A 26,708-nucleotide genomic window follows, 5' to 3' on the forward strand; every position below is an offset into this window, starting at 1 on the left:
GGCCGGTTGATTTGAATCGGCCATCCAAACTTGATCCGTAGATCAGCGCCCAATACCGACGTAACTATCGAAGCCGGATTTCTTGACGGCGGGTTCGGAATAGATATTGCGCAGATCGACCATTCGGGGGGATTTCATCGTGCCAGCTAGTTCGCTCAGATTGAGCGCACGGAACTCGTTCCATTCGGTCAACAGCACAACGACATCCGCATCTGCAGCAGCAGCATAGGGATCTTCGCACCATTCGACGCCGGGCAGCAGGGCCTCACCTTCGGAACGCCCCTGAGGGTCGACAACCCGCACCGTTGCCCCACCACCGATCAGTGCAGGCACGATAGTTAACGAGGGCGCATCACGCATATCGTCGGTATTGGGTTTGAAGGTCACGCCCAGAACAGCGATCGTTTTTCCATTGAAACTGTCGTCGCAGACATCTCGGATTTTCTGGATCATCCGTTTCTTGACCTCGTCATTCACCCGGATGACGGTTTCGGTGATCTGCATCGGGTGGGCATGTTCCTGACCGATCCGGGCCAAAGCGGCGGTGTCTTTTGGAAAGCACGATCCGCCATATCCCGGACCTGCATGTAGGAATTTATTGCCAATGCGCCCATCCAGACCGATGCCTCGGGCGACCTCTTTCACGTCGCCGCCAACACGTTCGCACAGGCCTGCGATCTCATTTATAAAGGTGATCTTGGTCGCAAGAAACGCGTTAGCGGCGTATTTGATCATCTCTGCGCTTTCCAGATCAGTGGTCAGGATCGGGAAGTCCCGCAGGTAAAGCGGGCGGTATATTTCCGCCATTACATCGGCGGCGCGGTCTGATTCAACGCCGACAACCACACGATCCGGGCGCATGAAATCATCAATGGCGGCCCCTTCGCGCAGGAATTCAGGGTTCGAGGCGACGTCGAATTCGGCCTTCGGGTTGGCGGCAGAAATGACCTGATGCACCTTGCGATTGGTGCCAACTGGAACGGTCGATTTGGTTACCACCACAGTGTAGCCCGTAATCGCATGCGCAATTTCTTCTGCGGCGGCCATCACATAAGTCAGATCGGCGTGACCGTCCCCGCGACGTGTGGGCGTGCCCACGGCAATAAAAACAGCATCCGCACCATCCACTGCTGCGGCCAGGTCCGTGGAAAAGCTGAGCCGACCAGCGGCTACGTTTTTGGCCATCAGGACGTCAAGCCCGGGCTCATATATCGGGACTTCGCCAGCCTGCAGCATCTCAATTTTCTGTTCGGCCTTGTCGACGCAAATGACATCATGGCCGAAATCGGAAAAACATACCCCGGACACCAAACCTACATAGCCGGTTCCGATCATCGCAATACGCATACTAAAATACCCTTCTTAACAAATACCGCCTTTGGCGCGCACACATTCGAAGAAAGTTCCGCCGGTTTCAATGCCTGTCAGCGTGCTTGGGTTGCATTCCGGGGATTCTTGCTGTTTTTGGGTCGGCAATCATACACATTTGTTTTCGTAGGGCGGAACTATGACAAAAACGGCATTAATCACCGGGATTACCGGACAAGACGGATCGTATCTGGCCGAGTTTTTGTTGGAAAAAGGTTATGAAGTTCACGGCATTAAGCGCCGCGCGTCCTCATTCAACACGCAACGCATCGACCACATCTATCAAGACCCACACGTTCCCAATCCCAAACTGCACCTGCACTATGGTGATCTGAGCGATACGTCTAACCTGACGCGAATCATTCGCGAAGTGCAGCCGGACGAGGTCTATAACCTTGGCGCACAGTCCCATGTGGCCGTCAGTTTTGAATCCCCGGAATACACTGCGGATGTGGATGCCATTGGTACTTTGCGTTTGCTGGAAGCGATACGTTTTCTCGGGCTCGAGAAAAAGACACGCTTCTATCAGGCCTCGACCTCGGAACTCTACGGTCTGGTGCAAGAGACTCCGCAACGCGAAACCACCCCGTTCCACCCAAGGTCACCTTATGCGGTTGCCAAACTCTATTCTTACTGGATCACGGTTAATTACCGTGAGGCCTATGGCATGTATGCCTGTAACGGGATCCTGTTTAACCACGAAAGCCCGCGCCGGGGCGAAACTTTTGTTACCCGCAAGATCACACGCGGTTTGGCAAATATTGCGCAAGGACTGGAAAGTTGCCTGTACATGGGCAATATCGACAGTCTGCGGGATTGGGGCCACGCGCAGGACTATGTGCGGATGCAATGGCTGATGCTGCAGCAGGACAATCCTGAGGATTTCGTGATTGCGACCGGGGTTCAGTATTCGGTACGACAGTTCATTGAATGGTCGGCAGCCGAGCTTGGCGTTTCACTGGAATTCACCGGGTCAGGCGTTGACGAAACCGCGACTGTTGTTTCGATCGAGGGGGACAAAGCCCCGGGATTGAAACCCGGTGACGTCGTAATGCGGATAGACCCACAATATTTTCGCCCGGCCGAGGTCGAAACCCTTCTGGGCGATCCCTCAAACGCCAAGAACAAACTGGGTTGGGTACCAGAACTGACCGTGCAGGAAATGTGCGCTGAGATGGTGACCGAAGACCTGAAGACGGCCAAACGTCACGCGCTTTTGAAAGAGCACGGGTTTGAGCTGCCAATGAGCCTGGAAAACGGCTGAGGAGGCCCTCATGCGTAAGATCTATGTTGCCGGGCATCGTGGTATGGTTGGCGGCGCAATCCTGCGCCGTTTGCAAAACCGCAAGGACGAAGGCGAAGCGCTGGAGTTGATCACGCGCAGGCATTCCGAACTGGATCTGACCGACCAACCCGCCGTGCGTGATTTTATGCAGACCGAGCGTCCGGATATGGTGATCCTAGCCGCGGCCAAGGTTGGTGGGATTCACGCAAATAACACCTACCCCGCAGATTTCATTTACGAAAACCTGATGATTGAATGCAACGTGATCCATCAGGCTTTTGCAGCGGGGGTAAAGCATTTGCTGCAACTGGGCAGCTCGTGCATTTACCCACGGGCTGTCCCTCAGCCCATGCGTGAAGACGCTTTGCTGACCGGCGTGCTGGAACCCACCAACGAACCCTATGCCGTTGCAAAGATCGCCGGGATCAAGCTGTGTGAAAGCTATAATCGCCAACATGGCGTCGATTACCGGTCGGTTATGCCAACCAATCTTTACGGACCCGGAGACAATTTTCACCCCGAAAACAGCCATGTCCTGCCGGCCCTGATCCGCAGATTCCATGAGGCGCAGCGTGACGGGCTGGAAGAAGTGGTGATTTGGGGCACAGGAAAGCCAAGGCGCGAGTTTTTGCATGTTGATGATATGGCCGAGGCATCGCTGTTCGTGCTCGATCTGCCGCGCGATATCTATGATGCGAATACCCAGCCGATGCTGAGCCATATCAATGTGGGATGCGGCGAAGATATCTCAATCGCTGAGCTGGCGGCCCTGGTGGCCGGAACAACCGGATTCACGGGTAAGATCACTCAGGATGTCAGCAAGCCTGACGGGACACTGCGCAAGTTGATGGATGTGTCCCGACTGGCCGATATGGGGTGGCGCGCGCGCGTCGGACTCGAAGATGGTATCCGCGAGACCTATGCGTGGTTTCTGGAGCAGGCAGACACCGATTTGCGCGCCAAATGACCGCCCGGGAATAGCTCCGGACGGTCTAAAGCTCAGAACCAGCGACCGGTTGCGATTACCGTTGGGGACAGGCTGCTTGTGTCCGAGGATGCCGATAGAACCTTAAAGGGCACTTGTGTTTCAGTGGCCGCGCCCAAACCTATAAACCGGCTTGTCGCGCCGCCACTGCCACCGACCGAGGGTGAGGTTCCGGACGCAAAGGCTGCGGGAAAGCTCCAGGTGGTCTCGGCGCTGGAATACAGCGATCCTTCGGCGTTCACGCAATCGGTGGCCGTCAGAACGCCCGTGCAGATTTGTGTACCATCCGCAAACCGGACGTATTCGCCAGTGGCGGTTGATCCGCGTTCGACAACTGCGCCGGTCGGCACCCCGGCGGATTCAGACACAGTGCCCAGCAGATTTCCGGGGCAATAGCCATAATCGGCCCGCATCAGGCGGCCCGCCGTGATGTCCTCGGCATCGTTTTGAATGGCAGAGCCTGAGGCTGTTCCGGTGGCTGGGTCAAAGCTCAGCGCCTCGGTCCAGGATCCGCCATCAGAAGAGACTTTGATGGAAAAACCGGTATTGCCGGACAATCCCATTTCCGCATGGCCAACCCAGTTTGACTGGAATAAAAGCGACGCGGTATCCCCTGACGCCGCCTTGTTGATCTTCAACTGGTGACCAGCCCCGTCATGGCTGAGCAACGTCGCAGGCGACCGGACCGAAAGCCGATTGGTGCTGTCATACCCGGTTGCGATGCCCAACCCGTCCAGGTTCTGGGTCGCGACCTGTGGTTCGGACCAGTCTGCGCCGTCCCAGATCTTCAACCGGTTGGCCTGTTCATCCCAGGTCCGCCAGCCGATTCCCGGGGTCACAAAATGCCAGGCGTCATCCAACCAGGCCGCAAGGGCGCCCGGCTGCGCGGCCCAATCCCCGGTAGGGTTGGCGCCAAGCGCGTGAATCTCGCCCTGTTCCGGCACCGCAGGCGGGACCGAGGCGTTTGTCGACGCTACGCTCAGCTGGACAATCAGGTCCAGAGCACGCAGCGCCTCGTTATGGGTGACGTGTTTCTGGGCCTGCGAAGGTTGCAGGAAAGGTAAATCCAATCTGGGTGAGTTTTGTGACACGGGCGGCGTCCTCCTGTAGCTGTCGGTCCGACTATTGCATTGCGCGCTACATTGCCGTGCCCAGGATGAATTCGGTCTGATCTGACCGAACGTTCGAATAATCATTTGCTAACGTTTGGAGGATTCCATGGGGCGTAGCCAAAGGTCTGGATTCAACGAAAAAGGACAGCCGAAGCTGCCCTTAAGCTTACCAATCGCCGCTAAAGGTTAGCTGCGGGCGTACACATCCTCGTACCGGATGATGTCGTCCTCACCCAGATAAGACCCGGTCTGGACCTCGATCAGAACCATCGGCACCTTGCCCGGATTCTCCATCCGATGAACGGCGCCGAGCGGGATGTAGACAGACTGGTTTTCAGAGATCAGGCGCACATCTTCGTCGATCGTTACTTTTGCCGTGCCCTGAACAACGATCCAGTGTTCAGACCGGTGGTGATGGGATTGCAGGCTTAGTGAGGCGCCGGGGTGAACGTGTATGCGTTTGACCTGGAACCGATCCCCGATAACCAGGCTTTCGAACCAGCCCCAAGGGCGATGATCGACCGGCAGCGATTCCGCTTGTTTGGCGCCTTTGGCCTTCAGGGCCGCAACCGCCTGTTTGACGTCCTGAGCCTTGTCCATGCTGGCCACCAAAACCGCATCAGGCATGGCGACCGCAATCATGTTTTCCAGACCCATCGCAACAACTTCTTGCGTGGGGGTTTCTGAACGCACCAATACGTTCCGGCAGTCAATGGTGGTAACCTGGCCCGTAGTGGCAACGCCATCGGCGTCTGGATTGCTCAGCTCTTGAACTGCCGACCAGCTGCCGACATCCGACCAGCCCGACGCATAGGGTACGACGCTCAGATTGCGGGCTTTCTCCATGACCGCGTAGTCGATCGAGATATCCTCGACCGTGCCCCAGGCTCGGGGATCGAGGCGCAGAAACCCGAGGTCGGCCTTTGCCTCACGGACGGCCTTGCCGACCGGGTCCAGCAGTGCGGACGCATGTTCTTTGAATGCAGCGATTATGTCTTTGACCGCGAAAAGAAATATCCCCGAATTCCAAAGATAGCTGCCATCGGCGATCATGGCTTGGGCATTCTGCAGATCAGGCTTTTCGACAAAACGGTCCAACGCAATGGCGGTGTTGCCCGTATCTGGGGCATGGCTGAGCTTGAGATATCCATAGCCGGTTTCCGGCCGGTCCGGAGTGATCCCGAAAGTGACGAGATCCCCACGATCCGAAATCGCGCGCGCGCCTTCGGTAACTGCCTGATGAAACGCAGCTTTGTCCGGGATGACATGGTCCGATGGGGCGACAAGCATGATCGCATCCGGGTTGCTGGCGGCCAGATACAACGCGGCGGCCAGAACCGCTGGTGCTGTGTTGCGCCCTTCGGGTTCGATCAAAATGGGACCCGGATCTATGCCAATCGCGCCCAGTTGTTCCGGAACCACAAAACGGAATGCATCATTGGTAAGGATCAGCGGCTTGGCATAAGGCGCGTCCTTGGGTCCCTGCATTCGTTCAGCACAATCCTGAAGCAGGCTTGAATCACCGATCAGAGGGACGAACTGCTTGGGGTAACTTTTGCGCGACAGGGGCCACAGTCGGGTGCCGGACCCTCCGCAGAGTATGATGGGATGGATGGTGGTCATTGCGGCTTGCCTCGAAGGTTCTTGGACTTTGTCACTTTAGAAACGACATGCTGAAGGTTGCGGGCGCTATTGAGCGGCCTTCCCGGCGGCGACTATCTCGTTCAGATATTGGCTCAGGTCATCACGCAGATCGCTACGGGCCAGCGCAAAGGCAACAGTTGCCTGAAGGAACCCGGCTTTCGAGCCGCAATCAAATCGCTGGCCGTCGAATTTATAGCCAAACACGGGCACACCGTTACAGATGTCTTCTGCGATAGCATCGGTCAGCTGAATCTCACCGCCACTGCCCGTTTTCTTTTGGTTGAGATTGTACAGCACTGACGGCCCCAGAATATACCGACCGATAACGGCCAGGTTCGAGGGGGCTTCTTCCGGCTTGGGCTTTTCAACCATTCCTCTGGCGCGTACCACGGAGCCGACGTTTTCGCCTACATCCAGAACGCCATAGGAACTGGTTTTTTCGTTTGGCACTTCCATCGTTGCGACCATGTTGCCGCCGGTTTCCTCATAGGCTTCGACCATCTGCTGCAGACAGGGTTTATCAGCAGCAATGACGTCATCCGGCAACATTACGGCAAATGGCTCGTCGCCGATCAGCCGGCGGGCGCACCAGACCGCATGGCCCAGACCAAGCGCCTTGTGCTGGCGGATATAGGCGATGGCGCCGCTTTCCATATTCGTTGCATTCAGCGCTTCAAGCAGGTCATCCTTGCCCTTGGCCTTGAGCTCTTGTTCCAGAACGAGGTTGTGATCAAAGTAATCTTCCAGCGCAGATTTGCCACGCGAAGTTACAAAGATGAATTCGGTAATACCTGCGGCGCGGGCTTCGTCGATTGCGTATTGAACCAAAGGACGGTCAACCAGTGTCATGATCTCTTTGGGGACGGATTTTGTCGCTGGGAGAAAACGCGTGCCCAATCCCGCAACGGGGAAAATCGCCTTGGTGACCTTGCGTACCATGTTACCTCTCAAATTCAATTCTTGCCCGACCGCGTAGGGCAGGCCGGGGTTTCCTATTAGGCTGCGCAGTCAGAACAATCAATGACATCGCGGCCGCAGTCTAAAATCTGACAGGAAGGTGCCACCGGGGGTAGGGGAAGTCAAAACGAACCGCCGTTTGATGCCTTTGAAACCCGTCATTTACCGGTGTTTTGTTGTACAATCCGGCCCTTCGTCCATTCATTGGCAAGAATACGCCAAGAATCGTCATGAAGTCGTGCAAAGCCGAACCTGTCCCCGAGGCTGTTCATGCGGCCTCGGGGACAGGGGATTTATGTGTTCGCCAGGATTGTCTCAAGCGGATCATGCTCGGCGACGAAATGGTTCGGGGCGACCTCGTTCAGCTGAGGCACATATTCGTTCTGACCGGCCGACAACCGACTGGGCAGGAACCTAAGCGCCGCCTTTGGATCCATCGGAGACGGCAGCTCGCCCGGCAGTTTCAGCCGTTGACGCTGCCGTTCCACATCCGGATCGGGGATCGGAACCGCAGAGATCAGCGATTTGGTATAGGGATGGAGCGGCTGCGAACAGACCACCTCACCATCGCCCAGTTCAACGATGCGGCCCAGATACAGCACCATGATCCGGTTCGACACCGCGCGCACAACGGACAGGTCGTGGCTGATGAAAATCATCGACAGCCCGAATTCCTGCTGCAGCTCTTTCAAAAGCTCTACGATCTGGGCCTGGATCGACACGTCCAGAGCCGAGACCGCCTCGTCACAAATGATCAGCTTGGGCTTGTTGATCATCGCCCGCGCGATCCCGACCCGCTGGTTCTGCCCACCAGACAGCTCGTGCGGATAGCGGTTGATCATGTTGGCCTGCAGGCCAACCCGCTCCATCATTTCGCCGACCATTTTCTTGCGCTCACGCTCTGTCAGATCCGGGCGATAGGTTTTCAGCGGTTCGGCGATAGAGGCCGAGATGGTCATCCGCGGATCGAGGCTGGCCAGCGGATCCTGGAACACAATCTGCAGGTCCTTGCGGTACTTGTTCAGCTCGGCCCGCTTTAGCCCGACTATCGGATGGCCCAGCCAGCTGACATTGCCACCGCTGGGTTCGATCAGCTGCAGAACCGCCCGCGCCAGTGTGGATTTGCCACAGCCGGATTCACCCACAACGCCCAGCGTCTCGCCCTTACGGATGTCAAAGCTGACACCGTCCACAGCTTTCAGCGGTACCTTGCGCCCGAACAACCCGCCCGACACGTGGATCGGGAAATGCACTTTCACGTCATCGACCCTAAGCAAAGGTGCGTCGGTTTCTTCCAGCGCTTTTGGCGCGTCACCGGCATCAATGCGCGGCATCGCTTCAAGCAGGGTGCGGGTGTATTCATGCTGCGGCGCGCGGAAGATCTCGCGTGTGTCCCCGGCCTCAACAAACTGACCCAGACGCATGACCTGAATGCGGTCACACATCCGTGCCACCACGCCCATGTCATGCGTGATCAGCGCAATGGCAGTGCCTTCGTCTTTTTGCAGGTGCACCATCAAGTCCAGGATGTCGGCCTGGACCGTCACATCCAGCGCCGTGGTCGGTTCATCGGCGATCAGCAGCTTTGGGTTGCACAACATCGACATGGCGATCATGACACGTTGGCGCATGCCCCCCGACAATTCGTGCGGGTATTGATCCAGACGACGGTTTGCCTCTGGGATGCGGACCCGGTCCAACCACTCCAGACAGCGCGCCCGAGCGGCCGAACCCTGCAACCCTTCGTGAACCTGCAGAACCTCACGCATTTGCTGCCCGACCCTCAGATGCGGGGTCAGGGCGGTCAGCGGATCCTGAAAGATCATGCCGACGTCATCGCCCCGGATCTGGTTCAGCTTGTTGATCGGCAGATTCAGGATTTCCTTGCCGTTCAGCGTGGCCGATCCGATTGCACGACCCGCTGAAGGCAACAGCCCCATCGCGGCCATGAAAGTCTGGCTTTTACCGGACCCGCTTTCGCCCACAATACCAAGGCATTCGCCCGGATTAATGTCAAAGCTGATGCCTTTGACGGCCTCGACCACACCATCGGGGGTGTCGAACTGGACGCTTAGGTCCTTAACAGAGAACAGGCTCATATCAGCGATCCTTTGGGTCCAGAGCGTCACGCAGCCCATCGCCGATGAAGAACATCGTGATGATAATGGCGACATAGAATGTCAGAGGGAACATCAGCTGCCAGAGGGTTCCGTACCCCATTGTGCCTGCCCCTTCAGCGATCAGACGGCCTAGCGAGGTATAGGGCTCCGAGATGCCAAGTCCGAGGAACGAGATAAAGCTTTCGGTCAGGATCATCTCAGGCACCAGAAGCGATGCATAGACGATTACCACGCCCAGCAGGTTGGGCAGGATATGGCGATACATGATGGTGAATTCGCTGACACCGGCGGCGCGCGCGGCCTCGATGAATTCGCGGTTTTTCAGGGCCAGAGTCTGCCCTCTGACGATCCGTGACATGGTCAACCAACCAACCGCGCCCAACGCGATGAACAGGGTAAAGAACGACCGACCGGCCACCACAAGCAACAGAATGATGATCAGAGTTGTCGGAATGGCCAGAAGGATATCGACGAACCGCATCATCGCGCCGTCAAGGCGCCCGCCAATATACCCGGCGGCGATGCCATAGCAGGTGCCAACAATCAACGCGGTGGCCGCCCCGACGAGCCCCACCAACAACGATGTTGTTGTGGCCTGAATGACCCGGCTGTAAAGGTCGCGCCCCAGATCGTCGACGCCAAAGAAGTGCCCGGTCTCGATCGACGGCATTCCCATGCCACGGATGTCACCCATCACGTTCCAGTCGATTTCCTCATTGCTCCAAACGGCGAAATATGGGCCGAAGATTGTGAACAGAACGATCATCAGCAAGATGAATACGCTCGCCATTGCGGCTTTGTTGCGGACAAACCGCATCCGCGCATCCTGCCAGAGGGAACGCCCCTGAACGGCCGTGAAATCGGTGATGTCCTCGGCCAGATGGGCGGCTTTTTGTGATTTTCCTAGCATTTTGTGCCCCTCAGTACCGGATTTTCGGATCGAACCAGGCATATGCCAAGTCGGTCAGCAGGTTCACGATCACTGTAAGCGTGCCGTACAAGATCGTGACCCCCAGCAGCACCGCATAGTCACGCGACAGGGCCGAGCCGACATAAGCCTGCCCCAGACCACCGGTCGAGAAATAGATGTCGACAAAAACCGATCCGGTCAGAACATAGACAAAGACAGGGCCCAGATAGGACACCACCGGCAGCAGCGTGGGCTTCAACGCATGGCGCCAGATTACGGTCCTGGTAGGCAAACCCTTGGCCCGGGCCGTGCGGATGAAGTTCGAGTTCAGAACTTCCAGCATCGACGAACGGGTAATCCGCGCGATCGACCCCATATAGGAGGTGGCCAATGCGATGACAGGCATGATCAGGTATTGCCACTGACCGCCGTTCCAGCCACCACCCGGCAACCATCCCAGCCACAAAGTGAAGGTCAGGATCAGGATCGGGCCCATGATGAAGTTCGGCAGAGCCTGCGCAGCGATACCCAGACCTACGGCAAAATAGTCGATCCAGCTGTTGTGTCGGATGGCTGCGGCGATCCCAAGGCCAATACCTACGACACTTGCCAGCAGGAATGACAATGACCCGTAAGTCAGCGAGATCGGGAAGCCTTGCGAAATGATATCATTGACGTCCCGGTCCTTGAACTTGAAGGACGGGCCGAAATCGAAATGCACGACAATGTTGTACAGATAGTCCCAAAGCTGTTTCCACAGCGGCTGGTCCAGACCATAGCGCGCCTCAATATTGGCCAGTACCTGCGGCGGCAATGGCCGTTCCGAGGTAAACGGCCCGCCGGGCGCGTAGTGCATCAGAAAGAAACAGGCAACGATCAGCAACAGGATCGTTGGAACGGCGATCAGCAATCGCCGGATGATATAGGCAAGCATTTCATGCCCCCATTATTGGCTTTGCCCCGGGGTGATCCTCGGGGCAAAGCGTGGTCTAAGGAAGGTTATTCGGCGATCTTGTAGAGGTTCTTGGAGTACCAGTTCTGCTCTACGTTCTTGACCGGCCAGTTGCCGACATCGCTGTCCATCATGTAGACGCCAGCATAGTGATAGATCGGGATAACCGGAGTCTCTTGTGCAATGATCCGCTCAACCTCGGTATACAGTGGTGCTGCGTCATCTGCTGTCTTGGCCTGGGTCAGCAAATCGTCAACCTTGGAGTTGTTGTACTTGCCGTCGTTATAGCCGGAATCCGACTGCAACAGGTCCAGGAAGGTCGAGGCTTCGTTATAGTCGCCACACCAGGCGCCACGGGCCAGATCGAAGTTCTGGTTGCCGCGCTCTTCCAGGAACACTTTCCATTCCATATTGGCCAACTCGACCTGTACGCCCAGTTTCTGTTTCCACATCTGGCTCAGTGCCACTGCGACTTTCTTATGGGCCTCTGATGTGTTGTAGACCATGTCAAAGCTCAGCGGGTTGTCGGGGCCAAATCCGGCCTCGGCCAGCAGCTCCTTGGCTAGCTCGTCACGCTCGGCTTGCGTCATCGAAGCCATTTCGACTTCGGGGACGGTGAACCCAGCGGTTGCTTCGGGTGCGAACGTATATGCGGGCGGCTCACCACCGGCTTTAACGTTCTTGGTGATGATGTCGCGGTCAACTGCAAGAGACAGGGCTTGACGTACATTTGGGTTCTTGAATTCTTCCGGTCCGCTGTCAGACAGGTTGAATGTATAGTAATAGTTGCACAGGCGCGGGAAGCTGATGGCCTCTTCGGGGTGCTCTTTCTGTAGGCGCGGGAACTGACCAGCAGGTACTTCAGTGCGGTCCAGCTCGCCTGCGAGGTAACGGGTCAGGGCTACGTTTTCGTCGTTGATGACAAGGGCCACGACTTTTTCGACAATCGTATTGTCGTTATCCCAATACATCTCGTTGCGCTCACGGACCGAGCGTTCCTGTGGCAGGTGTTCGGTCAGAACATAGGCGCCGTTCGAGACGATGTTTTCCGGCTTAGTCCAGGCGTCGCCAAACTCTTCGATCACCTTCTGCGGGGCAGGGAAGGTGGTGGAATGGGTGGTCATTTGCGCGAAATAAGGCAGTGCTGCGCTCAGCTTGACCTCAAGTGTGTGGTCGTCGATGGCGGTTACGCCCAGTTCGTCCACCGGCTTCTCACCAGCAATGATTTCGGCCGCATTTTCGATCGACATCAGCTCCATGAACCACGCATAAGGCGAGGACAGAGCGGGATCGACGGCACGTTTCCATGCAAAGACGAAATCGCCTGCCGTGACCGGATCACCATTGGACCATTTGGCGTTATCACGCAGTGTAAATGTGTAAACGTCCTTGGTATCGTTTGTGGTATAGCCGGTTGCGACACCGGGCACCAAATTGCCGTCTTCGTCTTGGTTCATCAGGCCTTCGAACAGGTCGCGGACAATTTCCGCACCGGTAACGTCTTCAACAACCTGCGGGTCAACCGAACTGTGCTCATCCAGAACGCGATAGGTGAAGGTTTGATCATCCGCCAGCGCCTCGCCGGTTTCGGGATGGGTGCCGGCGGCAAATGCAGCGCCGGTGATCATGGTCGAGGTCAGTAGCCCCGCCAGAGATGTCCGAATGTATTTGTTCATATCTTTCTACTCCCATTTGTGTGGTGGCAAGGTACGCACATCCGTTCAGGATGGTCGCTGACCACCATGATTGTCCGACTCAGATAGACCGGGACTTGTTCGAATTTTGCTTTTTCAGATCGCAATGAACACCGCGTCGCAGTCTTTCGGTTTGCTGTCGGAAACGTAGTTGCGAAAGTCGCCTTTCACTGATGCAGAACGTGGCACTATTTCAAAAAAGGTTAAAGCCTTTGCGTGCAAAATGGCCAGGTGCGGCCGAAATCTAAAAAATTCCACGGGAGAACGGAAATATTATAATGATACGCGATGGTTTCTTGACATTTTTGTGAAGCTCTTGAGTAAGCGGTTGAGCGTTGACGCAAGGTCCGCTTTTGCGGCTTTCCAAAAATTGGCGCGAATCGCTATTGGGTCAGTGCCCGGACCATATGGGTCTGAGGAAAGCATGTGGCGGACTGATTGGTGGCCTCTTGCCAGCGCCCGATAGAGCGGCGTGTTCGAAAGCCCGGCAGGCCGTCAGCGCCGCCGACGTCATGGCCCATCTGTTCCAATGCGCGCTGCATGGCTGCTATATCCGATCGGTAAAGACCGCCGACTTTGTCCCACCGGCCGCGGAAATCCTGGACGCCATATTCTATCCTATCCCCAACATGGCCGACGAACAGGGCGTAGAGATCGCTTTTGTTGTATTCCTTCAGGACATAAAAATTGGGGGTGACAATGAAGGCCGGGCCATTGCGCCCGGCGGGCATCATCAAAAACCCTTGTCCCTGCATTTCTTGTTTTGGAAACGGCTTGCCAGATACACGGGTGATCCCCAACCCGGCCCAGTCGCGAATAGGACGGCCCTGATCCGGCCCTTCAAGGGTGCAGGAAACCGAAGACGGGACAGTTACTTCGAACCCCCAATCACGACCCGAGACCCAGCCATGTTGGTCGAGGTAGTTTCCGATCGATGAAATTGTGTCCTCGGCCGAGGTCCAGATATCCGCGCGCCCGTCGCCATTTCCATCGGCCGCATAAGTCAGGTAGTTCGATGGCATGAACTGCGGTTGCCCAAGCGCACCCGCCCAACTGCTTTTCATTTGATCCGGCGGTATGTGGCCAGCCTCTGCAATCTTGAGCGCGGCGATAAGCTCTGACGTGAAATATTCTGAGCGGGTGCTCATGAAACCTTTGGTGCCCAGAACCTGAAACGCATTATGTCGGATAGCCACCTGCCCATATCCGCTTTCGCGGCCCCAGATCGCCAGAATGACGCGCGCTGGTACACCGGTATCGGATTCTACCTGTTTCAGTGTCGTGTTATAGCGCCGGGCCATCTTGCGTCCGACAGAAGTGGCCCCCTGAACCGAACCAGCGTTGAAATAGCGTCCGGGTGATCCGAACTCGGCCTGCTTTTGTTCCTTGGGAACTGTTGTTGCCGTACCTGGAGGAACCAGGTCTGGCAGTTTCCAGTTCAGCGTGACGCCGTTGAAGGCCCTGTTCATCGTGCGCTTTGAAACACCCTCGGATTTCGCCCGCGCCCAGACCGTGTGTTTCAGCCATGACTGAAACTGAGCCTCGATCGCCGCACGATCCTGTGCTGTCGCACTTGTCGACAGGTAGCAAAGTCCAAGAGTAAGGATTAACCAACGCATTATCCTATGATCTCACCTGCGATCTGCTTTAAGTCAACCTACCAGAATGGCGTTTCTGCCGCTGTGATCGGGGTGGCAAGATCAAATCTCGGGAAACTGGCAGAGCTGCGTAAAAATCCTTGTGAATTTTCAGGACTCTGCCGATAGTTGTCCCAATCAATTTTGAAATGAGGATGAACAGGCGTGACATATTCTAGACCGTCTTTTGCATCCTTGGTTGTCTTGTCTGCCGCTATCGCAGGTCTTGGCTTTGTGCCGGTTGCCGAAGCCAGCAACAATTTCTTGGACCCTCAGGGACCCGTCGCCGCCCTTCAGAAAAGCCACCTTTTACGGGCAACTGTTCTGATACTGGTCGCAGTTGTTCCGGTTCTGATCCTGGTGCCTTTGATTGCCATACGGTATCGAAGGCGAAAGGAGGGGCAGGCAGACTATCGACCGGAATGGGATTTTTCCGCCCGGTTGGAATTTCTCATGTGGGGTATCCCGGTTGTTATTGTGGCCATCCTTTCATTCTATTTGTGGAAAGCCACCCACCGGCTGGACCCTTACGAGACCTCATTCGGAGAAGAACCGGCGCTGAAAGTGCAGGTTGTTGGTCTCGACTGGAAGTGGCTGTTCATCTACCCCGATCTTGGCATCGCCAGCGTCGGTGAGATGGGGCTCCCGGTCAACCAACAGGTGGCTGTCACACTGACAACAGATACGGTGATGCAGTCCTTTATGATCCCGGCACTGGCCGGGCAAATCTATGCCATGCCGGGGATGACGACCAAATTGCACCTTGTCGCCGATAGGCCCGAAACAATGCAGGGCGAAAATACGCAGTATAACGGACGCGGCTTTACCAAGCAGAAATTCAAAGCCATTGCCATGGCGCCTCAGGAGTTCAATGACTGGGCCGAGAATGTCCAGGCAAACGGTGTTCCGTTGAGCGCTGAAACATACCGAACGCTTGCCATGCGAACGGACCGGGACGAGGTGCAGGCCATGTTGGGCAATGATCAGATGCCGACTGATGCGCTATATTTCACGCTAGCCGATGGTGATCTGTTTCAGTCGATCCTGCACCGCTATCACGGGGCCACACCCTTGCCTGCCGATCAGCAACCGGGCACTGCCGAATATGGTCAGGAGAAAACACAATGACCAATGTCGAGACTGGTTTTTTCGGCCGTCTAAACTGGGATGCTTTTCCGATCACCGGGTTGATCCAGTCACCCAACGCAAATGAGATCGTGGCAAATGCTGCCGCTGGGATCGTGATTGTGGGCGTCATTGCCGTTGTGGGGCTGCTGACATGGTTTCGTCTGTGGGGGCCGCTGTGGCGTGACTGGCTGACCAGCGCGGATCACAAGAAGATCGGCATCATGTATATCGTCTTTGCCATCGTGATGCTGGCGCGGGGCGTTCTGGAAGGCGTCGTCATGCGCGCCCAACAAGCCGCTGGCCCGGGCGAAGGCTTTCTGGAAGCCGAGCATTTCGCCGAGCTTTTCAGCACCCATGGTACGATCATGATCTTCTTTGTGGCGGTGCCGTTTGTGTTCGGCGCCGCCAATTTCCTGATCCCGCTGATGATCGGCGCCCGCGACGTGGCATTCCCGGTGATGAACCAGATCAGCCTCGGCCTGACCGTGTCCTCGGGCATGATGCTGATGGTGTCCCTGGTGGTCGGAGAGTTCTCGACCGGGGGCTGGACGGCCTACCCGCCCTTTACCGGAGCGGCCTTTAATCCCGGCGTTGGGCCGGATTACTGGATTTGGGCCATCGTTGTGTCGGGGATCGGAACGACGCTGACAGGGATCAACTTTGCCGTCACGATCTACAAACTGCGCGCGCCGGGGATGCAGTTCATGCGGTTGCCGATGTATTGCTGGACGATCATCTGCAGCTCGATCCTGATTGTCTTTGCCATGCCGCCGCTGGGTGTTGCGGCGCTGATGCTGGCCGCAGACCGGTACTTGGATTTCCACTTTTTCACCAATGACCTAGGCGGCAACATGATGAACTATGCCAACCTGTTTTGGCTGTTCGGTCACCCCGAGGTCTATCTGTTGGTCCTGCCCGCCTATGGTATCTATTCCGAGGTGTTTGCGACTTTCTCGGCCAAGCGCCTGTACGGGTATAATTCTCTGGTCATTGCCACGATGTCGATTGCGGTGCTGTCCTTCACGGTCTGGCTGCACCACTTTTTCACTATGGGCCAAAGCGCGCTGATCAATGCGGTGTTTGGGATTGCCACGATGCTGATCGCCATACCGACTGGCGTGAAAGTCTATGATTGGATGGCCACGCTGTTTCGCGGGCGTATCCGGTTCTCGGTCCCGATGCTCTATGGGTTGTCTTTCCTGATGCTGTTCGTGATCGGAGGGTTGTCGGGCGTCATCCTGGCCAATCCGACCATCGACTATCAGGTGCATAACACCCTGTTCCTGGTCGCGCATTTTCACAATGTGCTGCTGCCTGGCGTCCTGTTTGGCCTGCTTGCGGGATACAACTATTGGTTCCCCAAAGCCTTTGGCTTCCGCCTGAGCGAAGGCTGGGGACGGATATCTGTCGCGTTGTGGACCGTTGGGTTTATGTTGACCTTCCTACCGCTTTATTTTGTCGGCCTGATGGGGATGCCACGTCGATCTTACAGTTGGGAAGATCCCAGCTTTCACCCCTATATGATCGCCGCCGTGCTTGGGTCTTTGGTCATTCTCGCAGCGCTTCTGTCGATCATTGTCCAGCTGTGGGTCAGCATTCGAGACCGGGAAAAAACCCGCGTGCCGGTTGGCGACCCTTGGGATGGGCGCACGCTGGAATGGTCAATTCCGGCACCGCCGCCTCCGTATAACTTTGCAATCATTCCGCATGTGACCGACCGGGATGATTTTGCCGCCGCAAAAGAGCGCGGCAACGCCTATCCGTCCCTTGATGCCTATGAAGATATCCTCATGCCACGCAATACGGCGATCGGGTTCGGTCTGTGCGTGCTCAGCGGTATCTGGATGTTTGCGCTGGTCTGGTGGATCTGGTGGCTGGCTATTGCGACGACAGCCGCGATGTTGGCGGCCTTCATCGCCTGGACTTTCAGAACCGACACCGAAGAGTTTATTCCGGCCGAGCAGGTCCGCAAAGAGCATGAAGCCTGGCTTGATCTTGTGCGCGCATCGGTTCCGGTCAATCGCGATCATGAATACGCGCCCGAGAACCGCGGCTTGGCCCGTCCCGATCTGGAGGCCACTACATGAAACGCGCGCCGACACACAGCTATCCGGGCCTAAACTTGGGCCGACGGCATCCGGGTGCCGACAAGGCCAGCGAAGTGGTCACCTTTGGGTTCTGGGTCTTTCTGATGAGCGATCTGGTCTATTTCGGCCTGATGTTCGCGATCTATATCACCATGATCGACGCGCAGGCGGGTGGGCCCGGTCCGCATGAGCTGTTCGACCTGACCAGCATTTTTGCCCAAACCCTGATCCTGTTGACCAGCAGCCTTACAGTGGGCCTTGCGATGCTGGCGTTGAAATACAACCTGCCACGGCCCCGTATCGTGCTTTGGTTCGCGGTAACTCTGGTTCTGGGCCTCAGCTTTCTGGTACTTGAGATACGTGACTTTCTGGCTATGGCGGAAAAGGGTGGCATTCCACAGCGCAGCGGGTTTCTGTCAGCGTTTTACGGGCTAGTGCCGCTGCACGGGCTGCATGTTGCTGCGGGGTGCCTGTGGTTGATCGTTCTGGGTATTCAGCTGCGTGTGTTTGGTCTAACCGACGTTCTGATGTCACGGGTGGTTCGTCTGGCCCTGTTCTGGCATTTTCTCGACCTCATCTGGATCGGCATAATCACGATCGTCTATTTCGGAGGGCTGACCTATGGATAGGCGCAGCGAAATGCACCGACGTGAACGCCGCCGATATGTGATTGGCTATGGCGGATCGCTGCTGCTGACACTGGCGGTCTTTACCATTGCATATACGTTCGGGATCGAGACCAAGGGCGTTTATTTGTCGATCGGTTTGTTGGGGCTTGCGCAGTTGATTGTTCAACTGGTGTATTTCCTGCATATCGACCGTCGACGCAGCAGCCGCGAGGACCTGGACCTAGTCCTGTTTTCCACGATGGTTCTATTGATCATCATTGTTGGGACGGTCTGGATAATGGGGAATCTGGCGGTGCGGATGCATACCTATCCGATGTAGGTCCGGCTGCACCGGATCAGCGCATCGCCATCAGCCCAAGCCACAGCGCGCCCCAACACAGCAAGAGGCTCAGCACGATATTGCCCGCCGCCGTAGCGATTGTACGTTCGCGCCGCAGTTCCAGGGACTGGTAAGCAAAGCTGGAGAAAGTGGTGAAGCCGCCACAAAAGCCGAACACCAGGCGCTGTTCCTCCAGGCTGACGCCCGTCGGTCCGCCCAGATACCCGACCCAAAGCCCAAGCAACAGACTGCCAAAGACGTTCACGATCAGCGTTGCCACGGGCAGGTCATGGCGAATTCGAATGGCGATCCAGTGCCGCAGAACCGCGCCCAGACCACCGCCTAAACCAAACATTGCATGCAGGTAGAGATCGCTCACTCTGACGACCTCCGCGGGGAAAAGCGACGCCCGGAGGTTTCACCCAGAATCGCCGCAAAAAGACCCGCCACAATTTCCAAACCCGCTGCGGTTAGGGCAAGCCCGAAACTGACCTCTGCCAGACGTTCCAATTCCGCAACAAATGAGGAAAACGTAGATAAACCGCCACAAAACCCAACCGCGCCCAGATGCAGGACGTGCGCATGCACCCGGTGTCGGATGGCGTATAACCAGCCAAGCACAAAGCATGCGGCTATATTGATTCCAAAAGTCTCGGTCAGGATCGGCAGGCCCGAGATCCCGAGCGACAACGCTTCTCTGACCAGTGACCCAGCCGCGCCACCCGCGAAAACGGCACAGAACATGAGAGCCGTGGCCCATGCTGTTTGCGATTTTTTCACAGCCAATGATCCTGCCCGCGTTGCCCTGCCATCCGGGATACCGATTGGCGCGGCCGGGATCAACTGCGCATGGCGGATCACAAGTTTCACCATTTACGTGATTTCGGGCGTAAAGGCTTGCGTGCAATCGCGAATTTGTACCACGGTGACTCAGCTAACAGCCACAGTGGGAGAGCACGAATGATTATACGCAGACTCTATTACGTGTTGAGCCTCGTGTGCCTGCCACTGACAATCGTGGCCGGGTTTTTCTGGCCCCCGGCCCATTGGCTGCTGCTTTTCCTGATCCCATACGCGGTGGTCGGGCTATATGATATCCTGACCACAAGGCATAACGTGCTGAACAACTATCCGGTTCTGGGGCATTTCCGGTACATGCTGGAATTTGTCAGCCCAGAGATACGGCAATATTTTGTTGAAACCAACGAAAACGGCCGTCCCTATAATCGCATCATTCGCAGCCTGGTTTATTCCCGTGCCAAAGGGCAGGTTGATACCCAGGCATTTGGTACCCAATACGACATCCAAACCGTTGGATACCACAGGGCCAATCACTCGCTTGCGCCCAAACATGTGCCCGAAAGCGAAGAACGGGTGATGCTGGGCGGGCCGCAATGTTCCCAACCCTATAGTGCCTCGCGCCTGAACGTTTCAGCGATGAGCTTTGGTGCCCTCAGCGCCAATGCAATCCGAGCATTGAATGGTGGGGCAAAGGATGGAGGTTTTGCGCATAATACGGGTGAGGGTGGTCTGTCGCCGCACCATCTGGCCGAAGGTGGCGATATCATCTGGCAGATTGGCACTGGGTATTTCGGATGCCGCGCACCGGATGGCGGGTTCGACAAAGACAAATTCACCGAAAGAGCCAGGAACGAGGTCGTCAAGGCGATTGAAATCAAGCTGTCGCAAGGGGCCAAGCCCTCGCACGGGGGGGTGTTGCCTGCGGCGAAGGTGGATGAAGAGATTGCGCAGATACGCGGAGTTCCCCTGCATCAGGACGTGATTTCTCCGCCAATTCATTCCGCATTTGACGGACCTACCGGATTGATGAATTTCGTTCAGAATCTGCGCGAGATGTCCGGTGGCAAACCTATTGGGTTTAAGTTGTGCATTGGTCGTCCGTCCGAGTTTTTAGCGATATGCAAAGCCATGCTGGAAACAGGCATCCTGCCTGATTTCATCACCATTGATGGTGCCGAAGGCGGCACGGGCGCGGCCCCAGTAGAATTCACCAACCGGTTGGGCATGCCTTTGAACGAGGCGTTGATTTTCGTGAATAACTGTCTACGCGGTGTGGGTTTGCGCGATAAGATCCGCATTATTTGCTCGGGCAAAGTCGCCACAGGCTATGACATCATCGAGAAATGCGCGCTTGGGGCCGATATGTGTAATGCGGCAAGGGCAATGATGTTTGCAGTGGGATGCATTCAGGCGCTTCACTGCAACACAAACCGATGCCCGTCCGGCGTGGCCACACAGGATCCGGTCCGAGGCCGCGCTGTGAATGTTCCGCAAAAAAGACAACGGGTACATCGCTATCACGACGCGACTTTAGAGAGCTTTCGTGAGCTGCTGGGCGCCATGGGCAAGGAAAAGGTCTCCGAACTTCACCCTTCGGACATCCTTCGGCGTACTGCAGATGAAAGAGATCGCTCTTATGCTGAACTCTATTTGCATCTTGAAGAAGGCGCTTTGCTGAAGGCTCCGCTTCCGGATGAATATGCAGAGGACTGGAATCGCGCATCGGCGCATCATTTCTGATTTTTTTGTGTGCATAGCCAAGGATTGATGTTTTTGGTTCGTCTTACCCATTGTGATGCGCATGAAAACATCGGATGAGAATCTGGCAAAGGCCGCTGCTGCAGGGGACGCTGATGCGTTTGCCACGCTATTGGCACGCCACTACGACAGGGTCTTTCGGTTGGCTTTTCGACTGACAGGACGCGCGGATCAGGCCGAAGATCTGACGCAGGATATATGCGCCGCCTTGCCGTCAAAGATCGTAGGTTTTCGTGCCGAAGCCCGGTTTACGACATGGTTGTACCGTGTTGTTGTCAATGCAGCCGAGGATGCACGCCGTCGCGCGACCCGTCACACGCGGGCGGCCCACGGCTGGGGGGATGTGGAACAGATGCGCCGGGCCGAGGTGCAGGAAACGGCCGAGGCTGTCGATTGGTTGCAACGGGCCATGCGGTCCCTGCCGCAGGACTTGCAAGACACTCTGGCCCTGACCCTCGAGGATGAGATGACCCATGCAGAAGCTGCAGAGGTGCTGGGTGTTTCCGAAGGGACAGTGTCCTGGAGGATGTCAGATATCCGCAAACGGTTGCGCGCCTTGCGGCAAGAGGAACTGGCACAATGACCGATGAACTGGACAAGCTGAAGATGCTGATGGACGCCGCCACGCCGACCCCGGATGTGTCGCGACGGATTGAAAATCTGAGCCAGGCGCAAAAAAAATTCGATAATATCCAAGGATCGACCTCTGCGCGACGTCCCACTGTCAAGCGCGGCCTCATAGCCCGCCTGACAGAAGGAGCGAAAGCCATGTTGAATGCCCTCTCTTATCGCGGTGCCCTGACCGCTACCACCGCAGTTGCTGCTGTGGCTCTGATAGTGATCTTGCCGCAGACGCGCGACGAGGTTGTTGCGCCACTGCCCTGGTCCGAGGACCGCGCCGACGCACGGCAGGAGTCTGACCTATTGGTGGCGGATATGCCCGAGGCCAATCTCGAAGAACCAGTTGTTGAGGCGCCTGTTGTGATTGAAGAAACAATCGCACCTTCCGCCAAGAGGCAGGGGGCCGTTGCGCAGCTAGGGGCTGCGGACCTTTTACAGAGCGCGCCGGCATCGGCGGTCGGGAAATTTGACATTCAACATGAGACTGTTCCCGCGCCGGAACAGAATACCGAAACTTTCGCGAACGCGGACAGCAACTCGCTGAAGATCACGACGGACGAACCGGTTTCGACTTTTTCGATTGATGTAGATACCGCCTCTTACGCCATTGTTCGGTCGTCTTTGATGAATGGCTATCTGCCGCCCAAGGATGCGGCGCGGGTTGAAGAGATGGTGAACTATTTCCCCTATTCCTACCCAGCGCCTGATGGGGTGGAACCGTTCCGTTCTACGATCACCGTGACACCGACGCCTTGGAATGAGGGGACGCAGCTTGTTCATGTCGGCATCCAAGGGGTCATGCCCCAGATCGAAGACCGTCCTCCATTGAACTTGGTTTTCCTGATCGACACATCGGGCTCAATGCAGGATGCTAACAAATTGCCGCTGCTGAAACAGTCTTTCAGGTTGATGCTGTCTGAACTCAGTCCGGAAGATCAGGTTTCGATCGTCACCTATGCGGGAAGTGCCGGGCAGGTTTTGCCACCGACCGCGGCAGCCGAAAAGATGTCCATTCTCTCAGCCCTCGACAGGCTCGAAGCCGGTGGCTCGACAGCGGGGCAGGCCGGGTTGCAGCAAGCCTATCAAGTGGCAGAAGGTATGGCTGCGGACGGTGAGGTGACCCGCGTAATTCTGGCCACCGATGGCGATTTCAATGTGGGTCTGTCAGACCCTGATGCCCTGAAGGATTTTATCGCCCGCAAGCGCGACAGTGGTACATTCCTAAGCGTTCTGGGTTTTGGCCGAGGCAATCTGGACGATGCCACCATGCAGGCTCTGGCCCAGAACGGAAACGGGCAGGCGGCATATATCGACACGCTGGTTGAGGCGCAAAAAGTATTGGTCGATCAACTTACCGGGGCGCTTTTTCCCATCGCCAACGACGTCAAAATCCAGGTCGAGTTCAACCCGTCACAGATCGCTGAATACCGTCTGATCGGTTATGAAACCCGATCCCTGCAGCGCGAGGACTTTTCAAATGACAAAGTGGATGCTGGTGATATTGGAGCTGGTCACACCGTAACGGCGATCTACGAGGTCACGCCAGTTGGTTCCGATGCGATCAGAAACGGCCCGTTGCGGTATGCTGAACAATCCATATCGGATGATTCAGTGGAAATTGGTTTCTTCAAAATGCGTTACAAGCTTCCTGGTGAAGATCAAAGCAATCTGATGGAGCAGCCTATTTTACCCGGACAAGGGACAGTCACGGATGACATCCGCTTTTCCTATGCGATTGCAGGATTTGGTCAGTTGCTTCGGGGCGGAGGATATCTTGGCGGCTGGTCCTATGCGGATGCCATTGATCTGGCCACGCTGTCCCGAGGTGAGGATTCTTTCGGATATCGGGCTGAAGCTGTCACCTTGATGCGTCTGGCCCAGACGCTGGCTGAGTAAGGCCCGGGCTTGGGAGTAACTAGAATGACCTAGGGTTGTTGGCTGTATGGGTACTAATTCTACGAATGCTCCATTCGACAGCATCCCGCATGGTTTTACCCAGAGCAACGTCAAAGGCAGTAACCAGATCTTCGGTCTGGTTACTTTTGGCAATTACGTTCTCTTGGAACGAATTCGATGCGATGATTTTGTCGTCGAACTCGTCCACGATCTTGATATTCATGCGGACTTCGACGCGTACGGTCGAGCTTTCACCATCCTGGTTAACGACAATGCCCTGAAACTCGCGTAGATCGGGAACAATCACATAATCCGGACGAAGCCCCACGGTCGAACGACCCACGGCAGATACCCGTCCGCTGTTTTCATAGCTTTCGACCAAAAGCGCCTGGACGATCAGCGGCGCTCGATCCACCCATCTGGCACGCGGCAGATATTGAACTTGCAAAGGTGTCGGCTGAACTGCAATTTGATCGGTATTTACCGCGGCAGTCGCGGTTGGCTCTTGGACCACGATCTGTTTCTGGATGCGTGGCAGCGAAGAAGAAAACGTGCTTTTGGGTGTCAGCAGATAGAGATCATTGGGTTCTGAGGCCTGCCGCAGCGTTTCCAGTCCAGTACACGCCCCCAAAGACGCCAAAACTGCGGTCATTATCAAATGCCTGATCATTGACGATACTCCGATGCTTGGGTCCCAAGAAGGAAACGGGCGGGGTCGCGTTCAACTTTGTCCACCAGACGATCGAGGCTGATCACCAGTCGTTGGGATTCTTCTATGAAACGGGTGAATTGTGGCAGGCCAACCCGCATGAAATCGGACAGTTGACGTCGATTGTCCTGAACGATGCCGTCGATCGTTCCCAAAAGTTCCGAGGCCGATTTGGACGCGCTGAGGATGTCGGCTGAAATATCATCAAGCCTGTCTGTCACTTTCGTTACCGTGGACGCCACTTGGTTGGCGGCATTGCGGACATCATCCATGACGACGCCGATATCTTTGTTGATCACCTCATTGGCCGAGTCAAATGCGCGTTCAGCTGAGGTCAAAGTGCCCTTTGCTGTTTCCATCGCACCAGTGACGGAGCCGAGCGTTTTGTTTGCGTTCACGAAAGTCTCGGAAACCGTGGCCAGCGCGACGCGCCCATCTTCGGTCAGGACCGTAAGGTGGTCTGCCAGGGTCGAGGCCCGTTCGATGAAGGGCTGCAGATCCTGCTGCATGATGCGATCTGCTGCGTCAAAAGTATCTTTTGCGCTGTCTAGGGCCGATACAGCCGTGTCGGATGCGGTTTTCAGGCTATTTAATGTATTTGTTCCGGCTTCCAGCGTTGTTTCTGCCGTGTCTGCCAATTTTTCGAGGCGTTTTGAGAAGGCTGAAATTTCTTTAGCTGCGCCACCCAAATCTGAGGACAAGTTTTCGAAATCTGCAAGGGTTTTGTCCAGCCTTCCGGTGGCCGAAGATACGTTCTCCAGAATCTGAGATACCTGCTGGCGGTTCTTGTCATCCACCACCTTGTCGATATCCTCGATCAGCGTAATCGCCTTTTCCAACAGTTTAGGGGCACCTTCGAACAAGGACTGGATGGTGCTGCGTTTGCTTTTGATCAGGCTGTCCTGTTCTAAACGCTTGGCCGAGGCCGAGCCTCCGGTCAGTTCCACATAGCTGACCCCAGTGACCCCAAGCGATTGTAACTGGGCGACGGTATCCTCGGTCACCGGGATACTTGCGTCTACTTCAATGCGGACGCGCACTTTAGATGGGTGCTCGTCATCCAAGTTAAGGGAGATTACCTGCCCGACTGGCAGTCCGTTGTAACTGACGCCACCTGCCGCAGACAGGCCCGAAACATTGTCGAACAGTACATTGTAATAGGCGTATTGCCGGGAAACCTCGAATTTGGCCAGCCATAGAAAAAAGCCAAACGCACCCAGTATTCCAGCCAGGGTGAATGCACCGATCAGGATATAATTTGCTCGGGTTTCCATGGGTGTTACCTGTCCTGACCCTTTTTTTGTGCTGCGCGCGCCCGGGGGCCGGTGAAATATTCTTGTACCCAAGGATGATCGACTTTGGTCATCTCTTCAATCGGACCATCAACCAGAACACGTTTTTCTGCAAGAACTGCGATCCTGTTGCAAATCGCATAAAGGCTATCCAGATCGTGCGTGACCATAAACACAGTCAGACCCAGCGCTTGCTGAAGTTCGCCAATCAGGTCGTCATAAGCAGCGGCGCCGATGGGATCCAAACCGGCCGTTGGTTCATCAAGAAATACGATCTCAGGGTCCAGCGCCAGCGCGCGCGCCAAAGCGGCACGTTTGCGCATCCCGCCCGACAGTTCAGACGGGAATTTGCCACAGCTCAGCTGCGGCAGTCCGACCAAGCTGATTTTCAGACCGCCAAGCGCCGACATAAGGCTTTCACTTATTCCTGTATGCTCGCGCAGGGGGGCTACGACATTCTGCAACACGGTGAGCGACGAGAAAAGCGCGCCGTCCTGAAAGGCGACGCCCCAGCGGCGTTCGATGCGCCGCCTCTCTTGTTCGGGGCCGTTCAGGACGTCGACGCCCAGAACTTCGATGCTTCCCGCGGCTGGTTTGTTCAGGCCGACGATGGTGCGGAGCAAGACGGATTTACCCGTGCCCGAGCCGCCGACAATGCCCAGTACTTCGCCCCGCCAGACATCCAAATTCAGATCCTGGTGCACGACCTGCGGCCCGAACCGGTTGGTCAGATTGCGGACCCGTATCACCGCCTCGCGCTGGGTGTCGCCAATCGGCATCTGTTCGTGGGCCACACCGTCCATT

Annotated in this window: 23 protein-coding genes; 9 read left to right on the forward strand and 14 right to left on the reverse strand. The window is 56.2% G+C overall.

All coding sequences use genetic code 11. The annotated features are described in order from the left end of the window. Nucleotides 1-42: 42 nt before the first annotated feature. On the reverse strand, nt 43-1,347 hold the full coding sequence (locus AC2FH2_RS07105; RefSeq protein WP_142639848.1) for a UDP-glucose dehydrogenase family protein: 1,305 nt from the start codon (nt 1,345-1,347) through the stop codon (nt 43-45). Between the two features lie 160 nt (nt 1,348-1,507). Between AC2FH2_RS07105 and gmd the strand changes: the two genes are divergently transcribed. Both gmd and fcl read left to right on the forward strand, forming a co-directional pair. Further along, the gene (gmd, locus tag AC2FH2_RS07110) at nt 1,508-2,632 is read left to right on the forward strand and encodes a GDP-mannose 4,6-dehydratase (protein WP_496823217.1); all 1,125 of its coding nucleotides are present in this window, start codon (nt 1,508-1,510) and stop codon (nt 2,630-2,632) included. 10 nt (nt 2,633-2,642) lie between these two features. After that, complete coding sequence (gene fcl, locus AC2FH2_RS07115; RefSeq protein WP_496702161.1) at nt 2,643-3,620, forward strand: GDP-L-fucose synthase; 978 nt, start codon at nt 2,643-2,645, stop codon at nt 3,618-3,620. A gap of 32 nt (nt 3,621-3,652) precedes the next feature. On the opposite strand, the gene AC2FH2_RS07120 is transcribed toward fcl, so the two are convergent. The 8 genes from AC2FH2_RS07120 to AC2FH2_RS07155 form a co-directional block, all read right to left on the reverse strand. After that, complete coding sequence (locus tag AC2FH2_RS07120; RefSeq protein ID WP_496676873.1) at nt 3,653-4,729, reverse strand: DUF2793 domain-containing protein; 1,077 nt, start codon at nt 4,727-4,729, stop codon at nt 3,653-3,655. Between the two features lie 207 nt (nt 4,730-4,936). Further along, nucleotides 4,937-6,373, reverse strand: a complete 1,437-nt coding sequence (locus tag AC2FH2_RS07125) for a mannose-1-phosphate guanylyltransferase/mannose-6-phosphate isomerase (protein WP_271949025.1) — start codon at nt 6,371-6,373, stop codon at nt 4,937-4,939. Between the two features lie 66 nt (nt 6,374-6,439). Beyond that, nucleotides 6,440-7,333 (reverse strand): UTP--glucose-1-phosphate uridylyltransferase GalU, encoded by an 894-nt coding sequence (gene galU / locus AC2FH2_RS07130; protein ID WP_281995135.1) that lies wholly within the window; start codon nt 7,331-7,333, stop codon nt 6,440-6,442. Nucleotides 7,334-7,644: 311 nt separating this feature from the next. Then, on the reverse strand, nt 7,645-9,450 hold the full coding sequence (locus tag AC2FH2_RS07135; protein WP_496713587.1) for an ABC transporter ATP-binding protein: 1,806 nt from the start codon (nt 9,448-9,450) through the stop codon (nt 7,645-7,647). 1 nt (nt 9,451) lies between these two features. Next, nucleotides 9,452-10,381: an ABC transporter permease subunit gene (locus AC2FH2_RS07140; protein WP_142639834.1), complete on the reverse strand. Its 930-nt coding sequence runs from the start codon at nt 10,379-10,381 to the stop codon at nt 9,452-9,454. Nucleotides 10,382-10,391: 10 nt separating this feature from the next. Continuing rightward, nucleotides 10,392-11,315, reverse strand: a complete 924-nt coding sequence (oppB, locus tag AC2FH2_RS07145) for an oligopeptide ABC transporter permease OppB (protein WP_142639832.1) — start codon at nt 11,313-11,315, stop codon at nt 10,392-10,394. Between the two features lie 65 nt (nt 11,316-11,380). Then, nucleotides 11,381-13,009 carry a peptide ABC transporter substrate-binding protein gene (locus AC2FH2_RS07150; RefSeq protein WP_496676879.1) on the reverse strand — a complete coding sequence of 543 codons (1,629 nt, stop codon included), beginning with the start codon at nt 13,007-13,009 and terminating at the stop codon, nt 11,381-11,383. A 401-nt stretch (nt 13,010-13,410) separates the two neighbouring features. Then, on the reverse strand, nt 13,411-14,646 hold the full coding sequence (locus tag AC2FH2_RS07155; protein ID WP_496823218.1) for a lytic murein transglycosylase: 1,236 nt from the start codon (nt 14,644-14,646) through the stop codon (nt 13,411-13,413). Nucleotides 14,647-14,829: 183 nt separating this feature from the next. On the opposite strand from AC2FH2_RS07155, the gene AC2FH2_RS07160 reads away from it, so the two are divergent. Genes AC2FH2_RS07160 through AC2FH2_RS07175 form a run of 4 tightly spaced genes read left to right on the forward strand, consistent with a single transcriptional unit; the run spans nt 14,830 to nt 18,827 of the window. Beyond that, on the forward strand, nt 14,830-15,792 hold the full coding sequence (locus tag AC2FH2_RS07160; protein WP_271949015.1) for a cytochrome ubiquinol oxidase subunit II family protein: 963 nt from the start codon (nt 14,830-14,832) through the stop codon (nt 15,790-15,792). Then, a complete protein-coding gene (locus tag AC2FH2_RS07165) occupies nt 15,789-17,879 on the forward strand; it encodes a cbb3-type cytochrome c oxidase subunit I (protein ID WP_496823219.1) in 2,091 nt (696 codons plus the stop codon). Before AC2FH2_RS07160 ends, AC2FH2_RS07165 begins: the two co-directional genes overlap by 4 nt. After that, a complete protein-coding gene (locus AC2FH2_RS07170) occupies nt 17,876-18,508 on the forward strand; it encodes a cytochrome c oxidase subunit 3 (protein WP_142639822.1) in 633 nt (210 codons plus the stop codon). The genes AC2FH2_RS07165 and AC2FH2_RS07170 overlap by 4 nt, the downstream gene beginning before the upstream one ends. Further along, nucleotides 18,501-18,827, forward strand: a complete 327-nt coding sequence (locus AC2FH2_RS07175) for a cytochrome o ubiquinol oxidase subunit IV (protein ID WP_142639820.1) — start codon at nt 18,501-18,503, stop codon at nt 18,825-18,827. The genes AC2FH2_RS07170 and AC2FH2_RS07175 overlap by 8 nt, the downstream gene beginning before the upstream one ends. Nucleotides 18,828-18,843: 16 nt before the next feature. On the opposite strand, the gene AC2FH2_RS07180 is transcribed toward AC2FH2_RS07175, so the two are convergent. Continuing rightward, nucleotides 18,844-19,206, reverse strand: a complete 363-nt coding sequence (locus AC2FH2_RS07180) for a fluoride efflux transporter FluC (protein ID WP_496691548.1) — start codon at nt 19,204-19,206, stop codon at nt 18,844-18,846. After that, nucleotides 19,203-19,700, reverse strand: coding sequence for a fluoride efflux transporter FluC (locus AC2FH2_RS07185; RefSeq protein ID WP_496823220.1), 498 nt, complete (start codon nt 19,698-19,700; stop codon nt 19,203-19,205). Before AC2FH2_RS07185 ends, AC2FH2_RS07180 begins: the two co-directional genes overlap by 4 nt. Before the next feature lie 87 nt (nt 19,701-19,787). Here AC2FH2_RS07185 and AC2FH2_RS07190 point away from each other — a divergent pair, with 87 nt between their 5' ends. From AC2FH2_RS07190 to AC2FH2_RS07200, 3 genes are all read left to right on the forward strand, one after another. Beyond that, the gene (locus AC2FH2_RS07190) at nt 19,788-21,368 is read left to right on the forward strand and encodes an FMN-binding glutamate synthase family protein (RefSeq protein ID WP_142639816.1); all 1,581 of its coding nucleotides are present in this window, start codon (nt 19,788-19,790) and stop codon (nt 21,366-21,368) included. Nucleotides 21,369-21,429: 61 nt separating this feature from the next. Beyond that, nucleotides 21,430-21,969: an RNA polymerase sigma factor gene (locus AC2FH2_RS07195; RefSeq protein ID WP_142639814.1), complete on the forward strand. Its 540-nt coding sequence runs from the start codon at nt 21,430-21,432 to the stop codon at nt 21,967-21,969. Further along, nucleotides 21,966-23,903 carry a vWA domain-containing protein gene (locus AC2FH2_RS07200; protein WP_496689246.1) on the forward strand — a complete coding sequence of 646 codons (1,938 nt, stop codon included), beginning with the start codon at nt 21,966-21,968 and terminating at the stop codon, nt 23,901-23,903. The genes AC2FH2_RS07195 and AC2FH2_RS07200 overlap by 4 nt, the downstream gene beginning before the upstream one ends. A 19-nt stretch (nt 23,904-23,922) precedes the next feature. Here AC2FH2_RS07200 and AC2FH2_RS07205 read toward each other — a convergent pair whose 3' ends face one another. The 3 genes from AC2FH2_RS07205 to AC2FH2_RS07215 are packed head-to-tail and all read right to left on the reverse strand — an operon-like array spanning nt 23,923 to nt 26,707. Continuing rightward, on the reverse strand, nt 23,923-24,573 hold the full coding sequence (locus tag AC2FH2_RS07205) for an ABC-type transport auxiliary lipoprotein family protein (protein WP_142636431.1): 651 nt from the start codon (nt 24,571-24,573) through the stop codon (nt 23,923-23,925). Then, a complete protein-coding gene (locus tag AC2FH2_RS07210; protein WP_271949005.1) occupies nt 24,570-25,886 on the reverse strand; it encodes an MlaD family protein in 1,317 nt (438 codons plus the stop codon). Before AC2FH2_RS07210 ends, AC2FH2_RS07205 begins: the two co-directional genes overlap by 4 nt. Nucleotides 25,887-25,891: 5 nt before the next feature. Then, nucleotides 25,892-26,707, reverse strand: coding sequence for an ABC transporter ATP-binding protein (locus AC2FH2_RS07215; RefSeq protein ID WP_281972879.1), 816 nt, complete (start codon nt 26,705-26,707; stop codon nt 25,892-25,894). Nucleotide 26,708 lies beyond the last annotated feature (1 nt).

The sequence above is a fragment of the Ruegeria sp. YTSA105 genome (assembly GCF_059610225.1).